Consider the following 12,093-nt stretch of genomic DNA (forward strand, 5'->3'; position numbering starts at 1 on the left):
GGGCCGCCCTCGTTCTCGTCCATTTCGAACACAGAAGGATCAGCTGACAGTCACTGAGAAAACGTCAATCAAATAATGGCACAGATCAGCCAGCGCATAGATCCGGCGATACGCCTGTTGGCATGCCGCCCCAGAGTCCATCTTGTCGTTCTCCAAGTCCAGCGCTGCTCGGCGAACTTCCAGCTGAGCTCTATGCGCCATTTTAGCGGCTAATACTATCACCTTCGAAGGTGGCGGCACCTCATGCGACCTCCTAAGAAATTTCATTCGACCGCCCCTTCCGCACCTAGTCAGGCTTACGTTGTGAGTGATGAGCGCGCCGGGGCTAGCAATCGTTCCATTTAACGTGAATGGGTGCATCCATGTTCAAATCGCCATCCCTCACCGCCCCCTTCAGGAGAAAGGCGCGATGATTGCCTCCATTAAAGGATTCCCTTCCGGGCCACGCAGTCAAATATGGGCCATTTCCCTTTGGCTCGAAGACTGAATTAAGCAGCTCGTTCGGATGGATGGACGAATCCGACAGGAGACCGCGCCTTCGATTACCACTTTCCGAACCATCAACATTGGGAGTTGCTATATTCCAAATATCACCCGTTTAGCACGATAACTATTGGTTGAGAGGTTGTTTCATTCTGCGAGTTCCGACTGTCCTCGAAGCCGTCGCAAGTAATCGAGCCACTCCCTCCTCGAGAGGACCACCAGTTCAGTTTGCTCAGCTGTCCGCCGATATGCAACGGGGAGGTGGCGTGTGCGGGAGACGACCGCCCCTGGGCTGGATGAGCTGGTCACCGGTTCCACCCGGGAGGCTACGAGCAACACACCCCGTCCCCGCCCTGGGTACAGACCGGGGAATGAGCACGCACACTCCGATGGACAAGACAGCCGCCACAGGCATCCAGTCCGCGGCGGCCAAGAACCCAAAAAGCGCTACCGCCCGCGAGGGCTGGGACCGACGAGCGCGGTCCACCGCAGACCAACCCGAGAACGACGGTGGGGACCGCGATTCCTCGCCGACCGCCGGTCGACGCGCCCGTGACAGCATTGCCGCCGGAGTCGCGGCCTTCGATAGGAAAGGGCGGATCCTCCTGCTACGTCGGGCGCCGGGCCGCGCTCTGCGGGGCTTGTGGGAGATTCCCTACGGGCAGGTGGAAGACGGCGAGCCGCCCGAGCTTGTGGCAAAACGCGCGCTCCTGGAGAAAACCAGCCTGGCCAATGTCGACCTCGCTCGATACCCGGGATACTTCGACTATCCGACCGTTCGGGGCACGACGCGACACCTGGTGTTCACCGCGCACGTCGAGCGGGCGGACGTGGTTCTGTCACCCGAACACGATGACTACACCTGGCGGTACGCTGACGCCCTTCCGGCGGTCAGCGCGGAAGTCTTGGACCTGGTCCGTCGCATCGGCCACGCGAAGCCGCAATTGGACGCCGATGAGTGGCAGCACAGCTTGCCGCGCTGGCACGTCGGAGCCAATGCGCTGGTCCAGGATCAGTACGGGCGGATCCTGCTCGTGCGCCCTGGACGGAGCCGTACGTGGCAGCTCCCCGGCGGCCAGGTCGATGCTCACGAGACTCCCCCGGAGGCGGCCGGCCGCGAACTGGGTGAGGAGACCGGCCTGGACCTCCCCGTCGGACCGCTGATCGCGATCTCCTTCGAGCACCCGAGCCCGGGCTGGGACCACCCGACCCAGATCATGCTCTTCCACCTCGGCATCGTGGATTCGACCACGGCCCGGCTCACCGCACGTGATCCCGACATCGTCGAGCATCGCTGGGCCTACCCCAAGGAAGCGGAGCAGCTCCTCGGCCCGGCCCGCACCGAGCGTCTACGAGCCGGGTTACTCGGCCTGCGCCGAGGCTGTCCGACTCTGATCACCGTCACCGAGCCCGAAATCTGATAGCCGAAGACGCGTTCGCCGACACTCCAGTACGACGGGTCAGAGTGTCGTATCGATGCCGGGATGGTCCTCAAGATCGCGGGCGAGTCGGCGCAGGACGGGCCCGTACTCAGGGTGCGCGAGGGCGAAGGCGAACTGGGCGACGAGGTAGTCCGCCGGGTTACCGGTGTCGTACCAGCGGCCCTGGATGACCTGTCCGTACACGGCGCCGCTGCCCGCGTAGGCGTTGATGGCGTCGGTGAGGTAGACCTCGCCGGTGCGGTGCTCGTACCAGCGCCTGGTCTGCTCGCGTAGTTCGTCGATGATGCCGGGCGTGATGACATAGCCGCCGATGGCCGCGAACGCGGAGGGGGCATCAGCGGGCTTGGGCTTCTCGACGAGGCCGGTAATGCGCAGCAGCCCGTCACCGAGGTTCTCCTTGACCACAGGCACGCCATAGCGCTGGGAGTCCTCCGGCCGCATGGGCATCAAGGCCAGCACCGGGCAGTTGGTCGCCTCGTACGCGCGGATCAACTGCTGGGCGCGCGGCACCTCGGCCACGAACACGTCGTCGGGCCACAGCACCAGCATCGGCTCATCGTCGAAGTTCCGTGCCGCGTTCAGGACCGGGGTGCCGTTGCCGTAGGGGCCGTGCTGGTCGAGATAGGTGATGTGGCCGCGGCGAGAGAGCTCGGCGATCTCCTCCACAGCGTCCGCGTACTCCGGCTTGCCGTCCGCGCGCAGCTGCTCGACCAGAGCGGGGTTGGGCCGGAAGTGGTCCTGGATCAGCGACTTGCCACCGGATACGACGATGGTGATGTCGGTGATGCCGGAGGCGACCAGCTCGCGCACGGTGTGTTCGATCACCGGCTTGTCGCCGACCGGCAGCATCTCCTTAGGCGTCGCCTTCGTCAACGGCAGGAGGCGGGAGCCGAGTCCGGCGGCGGGGATCACAGCTCTGCGGATCGTTGTCGTCATCCGATTCCCTCTCGGTGAAGCCGAACACACGGCGGTCGGCACAGCGCGGCCTGACGCTTCGAACGTGCCAAGGGCCGAAGGATGCGCCGCCGCCCTGACATCCCCGCGCTCAGGGCGACCGTACACGGCGTGGCCGCGATCCACGGCAGCGCTCGCCCGTTGATCGTCGCTACTCCTCGACGTGCTGGACCCGTACAGGGAGACCGACGGCCATGCGGTGGGAATGTGTGCATCGAGATTGACATGGCCGAGGTCACCTTCATGGCCGTGGCCGGCATCCGGTCCCTGACCCGCCCAAGCGAACTTCACCCTGCTGCTGATCCCACCATCGGCGGCCAGACTCCTCGAACTCCTCCGCCTCGACCAGTATTTTCATGCCAACGGCACCCGCTGTGATCAGGATTGGTGGCGCACATGGTGCGGGCCCACCGCAGGAGAGCGGCCGAGGCGAGGCAGGCGGTGGTGAACCAGAGCGGGGATATGGCCTGCTCAACTCCCAGCCCACGGCCAGCGAACACGTCCAGGTCGATACCGAAGGGCGCATCCCCAGTGAGGAAGAAGCCAGGGGGACACGGTTGAGGAACAAGTCGAGGGCGGTTGTTCCCACGACGGCGCAGAGTCCGACCTCGGCGGTCAGGAACAGGGCGGTCATGGCCACCCGGAAGGTACGCCGGGTTTCCCGATGAGCCGCGATCACTACCAGAACGGCCACGCCGCCGGCTCCGGCGGCGAGTTCGAAGGCCCACCAGAGCCCCGACAGGGCGTCCCCCGCCAGGCGGGTCACCGGCTTCATCGGCACGTACGGAGTGATCCACAGTAGATGGCCATCAGACAGATTGACCAGCGTGGGGACAATCGGCACCACACACGCGCCCAGCCGGGCCGCCATGGTCAGCCGGGCCGTCGCAGCGAGCCCGCCCGACCGAGCGGACAGCAATAACGACAGCGGTCTCGGTGGAGCAGGTCGGCTGTGCGGGTCGGCGAGATCATGGGGCTGACCGGGCCATCCGGATCATCGATAGCACGCTGGCGGACACTGCGACCGCCTCGCCGTAGACGTTCTGAAGGCCGGGGACGAATCCCAGGGGGATTCCCGCGAGGAAGAGCACGATCGGCGCGATCAGGGAAGCGATGCCGCATCTGATGGTCGCGCGCCGCCAACGGCCGTCCCGCCCCTGGGCCACGAGCACCATGACCATCCAGATCAGCCCCCGGTCATCGGCCCACGCCCCGTCCGGGATGCGGCAGAGCAGCCCCAATGTGGTGAACCAGGTGTCGTCGATGAACCTTGCCGGTTGTGTGCCCCATTACGGCGAGGAATAGGTCATCTCCTCGGGGATGTCCAAGGAACCGACGAGGTGCGCGCCTTCTTCCATGGAACGGTCCCAGTAGTCCGGGGGCATGTCGTGCCAGCGGCCCTCATTGACATAGCGCGGTTCGCTGACGGCGCCTCCTCAATGCCCGCGCGGCGGATGCGCTCAGCCCACGCGATCTGTTCTCCGCTCCTGGTCAGGCGGCAGGCCCTCGGCGGCGCCCTGGTCGGCGGCGCCCATCAACTCGACGCCCTCGTCGGTTGTGCCGACCCGCCGGGGCTCCATGGGTGCCTCCTCTACATGGTCGGGGCGAGGGCCTGGCGCTGCTCGATCGCCGGTCATGAGACCTGCTCTGCGCCCAGGCCCTCACCCCAGAACCATTCGACCTTCGCCGAGCGCCGCAGCTCGGCCACCCACGCGTCGAACACGTCCCGCTCCGCCCGCTCACGGATCTGCTGGGTCAGCTGCGCGGGAACGACCTCGAGAACCTTGATCACGTCGGATCCGTTCCTGATCACCGTGCCCGGAGCCGCCTCGAACACCTCTTCCGGCGCCTGGCCGCGGGTCACCCAGGTGAATGCGCCTTCGGCGCCCGACGCCTCCGCCATCGCATAGAGGTCGCCCTCGGCCGGGAGACCTTCGGGGAAGACGAACCGCGCGATCCTGGCGCGATCGTAATGCCGGCGGTGCCGGGCGTAGTGCTCCTCGACCCGGCCGTCGGTCACCCGCTGCCTCAGCTTGGCGGCCATCGCGTGGTCGCGGACCAGGCGCTCGAACGTCTGGTGAGTCAGCCCGGAGCGGGCGATCCAGTCATGGGTGGCCGTCGCCGTCAGCAGGCCCCGGGCCCGGCGGAAGGCGTCCATGGCGTGCTGGAGTTCGCCGTCGTCCAGGCTGATCGGGTTCTCCTCCAGTGCGGCCTGGATCAGGCAGGCGGTGACCAGCCGGTCGGCGACCCCGGCCTCGTCCCAGACGAAGTCCAGGCAGGCGACGGCCTGATCGATCCGCATCCCCACCCCGTTCACCCGGAGCAGCATCAGGTTGCTGCCCGCCGGGCGCGCGCCACGCAGCGGCCATGGCAGCGCCTTGTCCGGGCAGTACGACAACGACACCGTGGCGCCGCCGTCCGGATGGGTGATCAGCAGGTCGTAGTGGAGCGAGCCGTCATAGGTCTCGCGCTGCCAGACCAGCCGGAAGCGCCGCCCCGGATAGTCCTCACGCAGGGGACCCAGCCGCGCCTCGGCCTCGTCCGGTTCGGCTCCGGACAGGCTCTCCAGTACGGCCAGCGCGCTGTCAAGCACGTCCATCCTCCAAGAGCAGATCGCACAGCGCCTCGCTGATCGGCAGACCGGTCAGCTGTTCTATCCACAGGTACTGGCCGGCCGGGTTGATCTCCAAGAACACGTAGCGGTCCTCCGGGGTCACGATGAGGTCGATCGCCCCGTAGTTCAGCCCGAGCTCCGACACCAGCGCCAGGCATCGCCGCTCGACATCGGCAGGCAGGCGGTGGCTCAGGTGCGGTGTCCTGCGCAGGTCGTAGCTGCGCCAGTCGGTCCTGCTCCGGTTGCTGTTCTGCGAGTGGATCTCCGCCGCGAACACACGCCCGCCGACGACTGTCACGCGCACCTCCACCCGCTTGGCGATCAGCTCTTGCGCGATCACTGGGCAGAACCGGAGAGCGTCCGCGTAGCCCAGATCGATCGGCGCGGTCCGCTCGGTGTAGCGCACGGCGCCGGCCCCGCCCAGCATGGCGGGGGCGAAGGCGTAGGGCTTGGTGATGATCTGTCCGTCGAACCGGTTGGAAAAGGCCAGGAACTCGTCCGGATCGGTGGTGACCAGTGTCGCCGGTGTCTCGAAGCCCAACCGCGCGGCGAGCGGCATCTGGAGGAGCTTGCGCTGGGCGCGATCGATGAGCGGACGGCGGGCGGGCACGAACCGGCAGTCGAGCGCATCCCACAGGTCCTGCGCGAGATGGCGGCACTCGGTCTCGACATAGAGGCGGGCCGGATCGTCGACGATCTCATCGTGGACTCGGGGCCGGCCGGGACGCCGATACCAGACGGCGGTCAGCGACGCCAGATCCAGCGTGCCCCACCGGGAGACCGCCTGGTTGTAGAAGCCGCTGGAGACCCGGACCTCGCGGGGGAAACTCGCCGGATCCACCCGGACCACCTCGGCTCCGCGCCGGGAGAGCAGGGGGGTGATGTGATCGGCGTGCTCGTCGTCATCGCCGGTGAGGACGACGATGGTTGTCTGCATGAGTTCCTCTCGGTACTGATGCGCCCGGGGAACCGGGGTTTCCGGGCGCATCAGCCAGCCAAACCGACTTCGGTCACCGGGTCTCGGGAGCGGGTGCGGCCGCGCTTGTCGAAGGTGCCCTCAATGGGCCGTTTCCGCTCCCCGAGCCGGTCAGACTGAGGTCGTTGATCTCAGCTGTCCCACTCCTCATCAGCCATAGACCGTGTCCATGCGGCAGACCCCAAGATTGAAGTCGAGGGTGCCCACGATGATCGGCTCCTGGCCGCCGACGACCCTGACGAGCTCGTCCTCGCTGAGCTCCGATCCGGTCAGACTGATGTCCTTGATCTGTGTCATTTCCTCACCTCTCGTGCGTCTGCGAAGGAGATCTTGCTGCTTTCCGCTTGTGGATCGCTTGGAACGGACCGATGTCGTTGATCACTCCTCAATAGGACAGGGCGATCTCGACGCTGCAGACCATGCGACGTAGTCGTAGGTGAGCGAGCAGTACCTCTTCATCTACGCGAGCGAGGAATTGAGGGACGGAATCCATTTCCAGTCGACGAGCTCGCCGTCGACGCCGATCGCCTGGTGCGTGGCCGCGAACGGATACTCATCACACCGAGAGGGACCGGGGCCGCAGGGAGATCCTTGCAGGATTCGATCTCCAGTAATCATTCTTTCCGTCGAATCTTTTGCCACCGGGCGTGAGTTCTGTGCGCGCTCGCCTTGTTAGCGGAAACGTGGAGCAGCGAGTTTTCGGACCGGTCAATCCTGCACATTCGTCGCAGTTCCCGGGGAATTTCTTGATGATGGTTTTCCACCGCCGCCCCACCTGGGGTCCGTGGCTTGTGGATTGCGGAAGGCATCCCAGAAGTACCGCGAGCGGGAGTGCCGGCTCTACTGACCACGAACGGCCTGGCGCGGTCAGGCGCGACGCGCTCTTCTGCCGCTGACCGCGTGGTCGCCGAACTCGGACCGAGCGCGCGACTCGCGGCAGATGAGTGCGCTTGGACGACAGGCCCCGGGACATCGTGCCGCGCGAGCCGAGTCGTCATCTGTCGCGATCAGGTGCCTACGGGGTCAGGACGATCCTCCCGAAGACCTCACCGGCGTCCATCTTCTGGTGTGCCAGCACGGCGTGCTCCAGCGGCAGCACCTCATGCACCACCGTCTGGAGCTCGCCACGATCCGCGGCGGCGAACTGCTCCATCCTCACGGCACGTCGAGCGGACTCCGCTACCGTCGCGGCGCTGAAGGTGGCGAAGGACATCGACTTCTGGAATGCGGCCATCAACCTCGTGCCGAAGTCTGCCGGCGGCTGGCCCCCGACTGCGCCGACAACCACGAGTCGACCGTTGGGGTTGAGCCTGTCGAAGAACGAAGGCATGTCTTCACCTGCTACGACGTCGATGATGACGTCGTAGCCCGGGGGATCGTCCGGCCCTCCTGCTCCCGAGCGGTCCAGCACGTGGGTCGCACCGAGGTCGCGCAGTCGACGGCCACGCTCAGGGGAGGAGGTGGTGACTGCCACGGCGCCGGCACCACCGCGAGCCGCGAGCTGAACCGTCATGATCCCGATGCTGCCGGCCGCGCCGCGTACCAGCACGGTCTCGCCCGGAGAGAAGTGAGCATGGGCGAGACCGAAGTGGGCCACGACCCCGGAGCTCCCGAGCGTCACGGCGTCGACAGCGGAAAGGCTCGCCGGGAGGGCCAGGACCTCTCCGATCGGCGCGATCGCCTGCTCGACGTAGCCGCCGCCCGTACCGGTGAACGCCCACACGCGCTGCCCGACCCATGCGGGGTCGACGCCGTCGCCCACCGCGGTCACCGTCCCCGCCACCTCGCCGCCTGGGACATGACCCTTCCGGAAACCGTAGGCGGCGAGAGCACCGCTTCGGATCATGACGTCGACGCCTCCGACGCCGATCGCCTCATTGACGATCAACACGTGTCCCCGAGCGGGAGCCGGTGCAGGGATGTCGGTGACTGCCAGTCCATCGGGACCCCCGAACTCCTCGATCGCAACTGCCTTCACTGTTGTCCCTTTTCGTGAGCGCAATCAAAGCCGCCGTCAAGCGGCCCCTGGCTGCTTGGGACGCTAACGGACGCCGACGTCCGTTTAGCTAAAGTGAGAGAGTGATCGACCGTTTGCCTCAGACGCTGCGTTCGGACGCGCTGGACAACCGCGAGCGCATCCTCGACGCGGCTCGGGCACTGTTCGCCGCCGAAGGCATGGACGTGCCGATGCGCGAGATAGCCCGGCGCGCCGGGGTCGGCCCCGCCACCCTGTACCGCCGCTTCCCCACCAAGCAGGCGCTGGCCACCGAGGCTTTCACAGAGCAGATGTATGCGTGCCATGCCATCGTCGAGGAGGGGCTCGCCGATCCGGATCCGTGGCACGGCCTGTGCCTCGTGATCGAGAAGCTTTGTGAGCTGCACGCACGAAACCGGGGCTTCACCACGGCGTTCACCTCGGCATTCCCCCACGCCATGGATCTCGCCGCGATGCGCGAACAGGCGCTCACCTCGCTCGCCGAGCTCGCGCGCCGTGCCAGGGACAGCGGCCGCCTGCGGCCCGACTTCGTCCTGGACGACCTCATCCTCATGCTGATGGCCAACGGCAGCCTGCACGCCACATCGACAAACGCCCGGGTCGCCGCCTCCCGACGTTTCGCCGCGCTCGCGATTCGGGCATTCCAAGCTTGACCGGCCTCACCGCGATGCCACACTCAGAGGCTCATCGCATTTGACGCCGGTAACCCCAGCCCGATCTGCCCAGTCCGGCTTCGGCCGTCCGACCTGACGCCCCAGCACCGCTACCTCGTGACGCAGCACCACGATCTCCGCGTCCTTCGACGCCCGACTGCGGCCACAGCAACATCAGCCAGCCGAACACCCGGAGCGCGATCAGATAGAGCAGCCGGACAAACACAAGAGGCGATCGTGTCTGTAGGGACGGACCCCGTCAAACCACAGGTCCCCCCGGTCGCCCGAAAAGCAATGTATCGCGATAATCAAGCCATGACGGACAAAGCTTCACGCAAGGTAAGCAGCATCACCCTGTGGATCATCTGGATCATTTGGGCGATCGGGATCCTGGCAACGCTCCAAACCTTCTCAATGGCGTACGGGTTCGACAATGAAAGCTCCTCCACCGCATTCCAGGTCATCTTCTTCGTGACGAAGATCTGCGTACCTGTCGTCGGCGGGTTCGTCGCATTCTCAACAGACAGGCCATGGACAGCCATAGTGTTCGGCGTGATTCTCTTCGCCGGCCTCATCCTAGAGACGCGAGCGGGATTCCTGCCGACCCCGGAAACGTTCGGTCACACCACCACACCGGCATGAAGCCCACAAACTACTGCGCAAGCGGAGCGGCGGTTACACCGACTGTCCCGGCGGATAGAGAGCCCCACGTCCGCTCACTTGAGGGGCCGACGGGAGCGAAGGTGCCGGTCGGGTACTGGAAACGACTCGCTAGAACGCTTCGCGAGACATTCGCTTGAGCGCGACGATCTGACTGGCCGCGAAGCCGCCAACGTCTATAGCGATGGCCAGAAAGGTCATCAGGACCACGATGCTCGCTGCGGCAAACGAGACGGCGGCGAGCACACTCGCAGCCAGCACATTTGCCGCGAGCACGAGACGCAGGCCGTCACGCAGAGGACGGAAGCTGAGCCACCACACGACGCCCGCCCACAACACGACACCGCTACCGACCGCCGCGATGACAAGCGCTGGCAGCTGAACTGTAGTCGTGGTCAGAGGTGCGGTAGCAGCGACTATGAGCCCGACGACGAGACAGTAGACCGCATCCGCGCGAAGACTGAGGCGTCCGAGTTGACTCCCTGGCATGCACAAATCCTACATATCCGGGCCATATGGTGTTTAGGACTTCTTAGAGGGCGATTCGTGAGTTGATACCCCTTTCGTCGTTGGGGTTGGAAGAGGCGGGCTGGTCAGAGGGTCGGCTGCTGGGCTACGGGCGTGGCTGAGTGAACAAGCCCGGCTCGGTCTCGACGAGGATGCCGCGGCTGACCAAGCGTTTGAGCTTGGAGCGGATGTTCTCGGTGTTCTTCGACACGATGGGCAGGTCCAGGGCCTGGCACAGGTCGCGAGCGCGCAGAGGTCGGTCGACGTCGGCGAAGACCGTCAGAATCTGCTGGTAGGCGGGGTGGTCGGGCAGCGCGGGAGGCGGTGCGGCCGGCTCGATGTCGTCTTCCTCGGCGAGCGAGACGAGGGTCTTGCGGGTGATCCGCAGATGGTCGATCGCCTGGTCGAGTTCGTGCAGCCTCGCGGCGAGTTCGTCAATCCGGGCGCGCGTCTGTTCAGCCTCGCAGGTCAGGGCAGCTTCGCGTGCGTCGATCTTGTCCAGCAGCGGTCTGCTCGCCTCGCGGCCGGTCATGCGCTGCGCCAGGATGGGCTGGAGGTTCCGGTCAACCGGCGGGCCATCACGTCGCTCATCGCCCAGTACACGCGCGATTCGGAGCTGGTGGGGCAGTGTTCGTAGTCGCGGACCAGTCGGCGGTGCAGGGCGAGGATGCCGTAGGTCTGTTCCACCACCCACCGTTTGGGCTGAGGGACGAACCCCTTGTCGGCCGGGTTGCGTTCGACGATCTCCACGGCGATGCCGAGCGTGGCGCCGTGGGTGACGACGGCGTTCTTGAATCCTTGGTCGACCAGCGCCGTACGCACGCTGCCGGGCGGTGTGGCGGCGGCGACCCGGTCCAGCAGGGCGATCCCGGCGGTGTTCTCGTGCGCTGAGGCTGCCAGCGCCACCACCGCGATGACCAGGCCCAGCACGTCTACGGCCAGGCCGCGCTTTCGCCCGGGCACTTTCTTACCCGCGTCCCGGCCCGTCGTTTCCGACGGGACCCCGGCCGCCGCGTGCACGCTTTGGGTGTCCAGCACTACCAGGCTCGGATCGGCTAATCGCCGGTGTTTCTCCCGTGTCTGCCAGCGCAGCAGGTCGTGGATCGTCTGGTCGGTGCCGTCATCGCGCCACTTGGCGAAGTAGTAGTACACCGCGCTGCGGGGCGGCAGGTCGTGGGGCAGGAATGCCCACTGGCAGCCGGTCCGGCTCTGGTAGAGGATCGCGTTGACGATCTCCCGCATGTGGTAGCCGCCCTGATGGCCGCTCACCGAGGGATGCGCGGCCTTCCACGCCGTGATCACGGGCTCGATCAGTGCCCACCGTTCGTCGGACAAGTCGCTCGGGTACGGCTTGCGCTCACTCACCGGGTCATCTCAGCACGCCCAAGCCCACCGACCGGCCGTAACGCTACAAATTCACACGATCACACTTCGCAGTTCGGGCATTCGCTCGCGAACCGCCCTCTTAGAACGGCAGCTCAGCCAATTGGATACGCGTCTTGCAGTTCGTGGCGATTGGCGGGAAGCAGCACGTTCACCACGTCGAGTGGATGCCCCGAGGCGTCACGCACGGCCGCGTAGACGTCCAGGACCGGAGTGTTCTTCGGCATGCCAAGCTGCTTCGCCTCATCCGCCGAGGGCATACGCGCGGTGATCTGCTCGATAATGTGATCAACCCGCACGCCCTTACGCGCCTGGAGATGGTCCCGGATGCTGCCTGCCAGTGCGTCAGCGCTCGTCAGGTCCGTCCCCTCCGACAGGACAGATCCAGGGGCAGCCAGAACGAGACGATCTCGGACGGCTCACCG

13 protein-coding genes are annotated in these 12,093 nt (G+C 65.9%); 3 read left to right on the forward strand and 10 right to left on the reverse strand.

The window, feature by feature from the left end:
* Nucleotides 1–872 precede the first annotated feature (872 nt).
* Nucleotides 873–1,904 (forward strand): NUDIX hydrolase, encoded by a 1,032-nt coding sequence (locus tag IMZ11_RS17780; protein WP_228642795.1) that lies wholly within the window; start codon nucleotides 873–875, stop codon nucleotides 1,902–1,904.
* 39 nt (nucleotides 1,905–1,943) lie between these two features.
* Here IMZ11_RS17780 and IMZ11_RS17785 read toward each other — a convergent pair whose 3' ends face one another.
* The 6 genes from IMZ11_RS17785 to IMZ11_RS17810 form a co-directional block, all read right to left on the reverse strand.
* Entirely contained in the window at nucleotides 1,944–2,861 is a 918-nt protein-coding gene (locus IMZ11_RS17785) for a UTP--glucose-1-phosphate uridylyltransferase (RefSeq protein ID WP_228642797.1), read from the reverse strand.
* A gap of 986 nt (nucleotides 2,862–3,847) precedes the next feature.
* On the reverse strand, nucleotides 3,848–4,120 hold the full coding sequence (locus IMZ11_RS17790; RefSeq protein ID WP_228642799.1) for a hypothetical protein: 273 nt from the start codon (nucleotides 4,118–4,120) through the stop codon (nucleotides 3,848–3,850).
* A 392-nt stretch (nucleotides 4,121–4,512) separates the two neighbouring features.
* The gene (locus IMZ11_RS17795; RefSeq protein WP_228642801.1) at nucleotides 4,513–5,478 is read right to left on the reverse strand and encodes a TIGR04500 family putative peptide maturation system protein; all 966 of its coding nucleotides are present in this window, start codon (nucleotides 5,476–5,478) and stop codon (nucleotides 4,513–4,515) included.
* Nucleotides 5,465–6,430, reverse strand: a complete 966-nt coding sequence (locus tag IMZ11_RS17800; protein WP_228642803.1) for an MvdC/MvdD family ATP grasp protein — start codon at nucleotides 6,428–6,430, stop codon at nucleotides 5,465–5,467. Before IMZ11_RS17800 ends, IMZ11_RS17795 begins: the two co-directional genes overlap by 14 nt.
* Before the next feature lie 189 nt (nucleotides 6,431–6,619).
* Nucleotides 6,620–6,766 carry a hypothetical protein gene (locus IMZ11_RS17805; RefSeq protein ID WP_228642805.1) on the reverse strand — a complete coding sequence of 49 codons (147 nt, stop codon included), beginning with the start codon at nucleotides 6,764–6,766 and terminating at the stop codon, nucleotides 6,620–6,622.
* Between the two features lie 718 nt (nucleotides 6,767–7,484).
* Complete coding sequence (locus IMZ11_RS17810) at nucleotides 7,485–8,360, reverse strand: zinc-binding dehydrogenase (protein WP_308066807.1); 876 nt, start codon at nucleotides 8,358–8,360, stop codon at nucleotides 7,485–7,487.
* A 188-nt stretch (nucleotides 8,361–8,548) separates the two neighbouring features.
* On the opposite strand from IMZ11_RS17810, the gene IMZ11_RS17815 reads away from it, so the two are divergent.
* Both IMZ11_RS17815 and IMZ11_RS17820 read left to right on the forward strand, forming a co-directional pair.
* Nucleotides 8,549–9,118, forward strand: a complete 570-nt coding sequence (locus IMZ11_RS17815) for a TetR/AcrR family transcriptional regulator (protein ID WP_228642809.1) — start codon at nucleotides 8,549–8,551, stop codon at nucleotides 9,116–9,118.
* Nucleotides 9,119–9,433: 315 nt separating this feature from the next.
* Nucleotides 9,434–9,760 (forward strand): hypothetical protein, encoded by a 327-nt coding sequence (locus IMZ11_RS17820; protein WP_228642811.1) that lies wholly within the window; start codon nucleotides 9,434–9,436, stop codon nucleotides 9,758–9,760.
* A 129-nt stretch (nucleotides 9,761–9,889) separates the two neighbouring features.
* Here IMZ11_RS17820 and IMZ11_RS17825 read toward each other — a convergent pair whose 3' ends face one another.
* The 4 genes from IMZ11_RS17825 to IMZ11_RS17840 form a co-directional block, all read right to left on the reverse strand.
* Complete coding sequence (locus tag IMZ11_RS17825; protein ID WP_228642813.1) at nucleotides 9,890–10,267, reverse strand: hypothetical protein; 378 nt, start codon at nucleotides 10,265–10,267, stop codon at nucleotides 9,890–9,892.
* Between the two features lie 124 nt (nucleotides 10,268–10,391).
* Nucleotides 10,392–10,817, reverse strand: a complete 426-nt coding sequence (locus IMZ11_RS17830) for a hypothetical protein (RefSeq protein ID WP_228642815.1) — start codon at nucleotides 10,815–10,817, stop codon at nucleotides 10,392–10,394.
* Nucleotides 10,814–11,650 carry an IS5 family transposase gene (locus tag IMZ11_RS17835; RefSeq protein ID WP_228642817.1) on the reverse strand — a complete coding sequence of 279 codons (837 nt, stop codon included), beginning with the start codon at nucleotides 11,648–11,650 and terminating at the stop codon, nucleotides 10,814–10,816. The genes IMZ11_RS17830 and IMZ11_RS17835 overlap by 4 nt, the downstream gene beginning before the upstream one ends.
* 113 nt (nucleotides 11,651–11,763) lie before the next feature.
* The gene (locus IMZ11_RS17840; RefSeq protein ID WP_308066814.1) at nucleotides 11,764–12,066 is read right to left on the reverse strand and encodes a UTRA domain-containing protein; all 303 of its coding nucleotides are present in this window, start codon (nucleotides 12,064–12,066) and stop codon (nucleotides 11,764–11,766) included.
* Nucleotides 12,067–12,093 lie beyond the last annotated feature (27 nt).

The sequence above is a fragment of the Microtetraspora sp. AC03309 genome (genome assembly GCF_020826795.1).
GTDB lineage: Bacteria > Actinomycetota > Actinomycetes > Streptosporangiales > Streptosporangiaceae > Microtetraspora > Microtetraspora glauca.

Coding starts and splice junctions, on each gene's coding strand:
- IMZ11_RS17795 (WP_228642801.1), bottom strand. CDS start 5,478: ATGGACGTGCTTGACAGCGCGCTGGCCGTACTGGAGAGCCTGTCCGGA.
- IMZ11_RS17800 (WP_228642803.1), bottom strand. CDS start 6,430: ATGCAGACAACCATCGTCGTCCTCACCGGCGATGACGACGAGCACGCC.
- IMZ11_RS17805 (WP_228642805.1), bottom strand. CDS start 6,766: ATGACACAGATCAAGGACATCAGTCTGACCGGATCGGAGCTCAGCGAG.
- IMZ11_RS17830 (WP_228642815.1), bottom strand. CDS start 10,817: ATGACCGGCCGCGAGGCGAGCAGACCGCTGCTGGACAAGATCGACGCA.
- IMZ11_RS17820 (WP_228642811.1), top strand. CDS start 9,434: ATGACGGACAAAGCTTCACGCAAGGTAAGCAGCATCACCCTGTGGATC.
- IMZ11_RS17785 (WP_228642797.1), bottom strand. CDS start 2,861: ATGACGACAACGATCCGCAGAGCTGTGATCCCCGCCGCCGGACTCGGC.
- IMZ11_RS17825 (WP_228642813.1), bottom strand. CDS start 10,267: ATGCCAGGGAGTCAACTCGGACGCCTCAGTCTTCGCGCGGATGCGGTC.
- IMZ11_RS17780 (WP_228642795.1), top strand. CDS start 873: ATGGACAAGACAGCCGCCACAGGCATCCAGTCCGCGGCGGCCAAGAAC.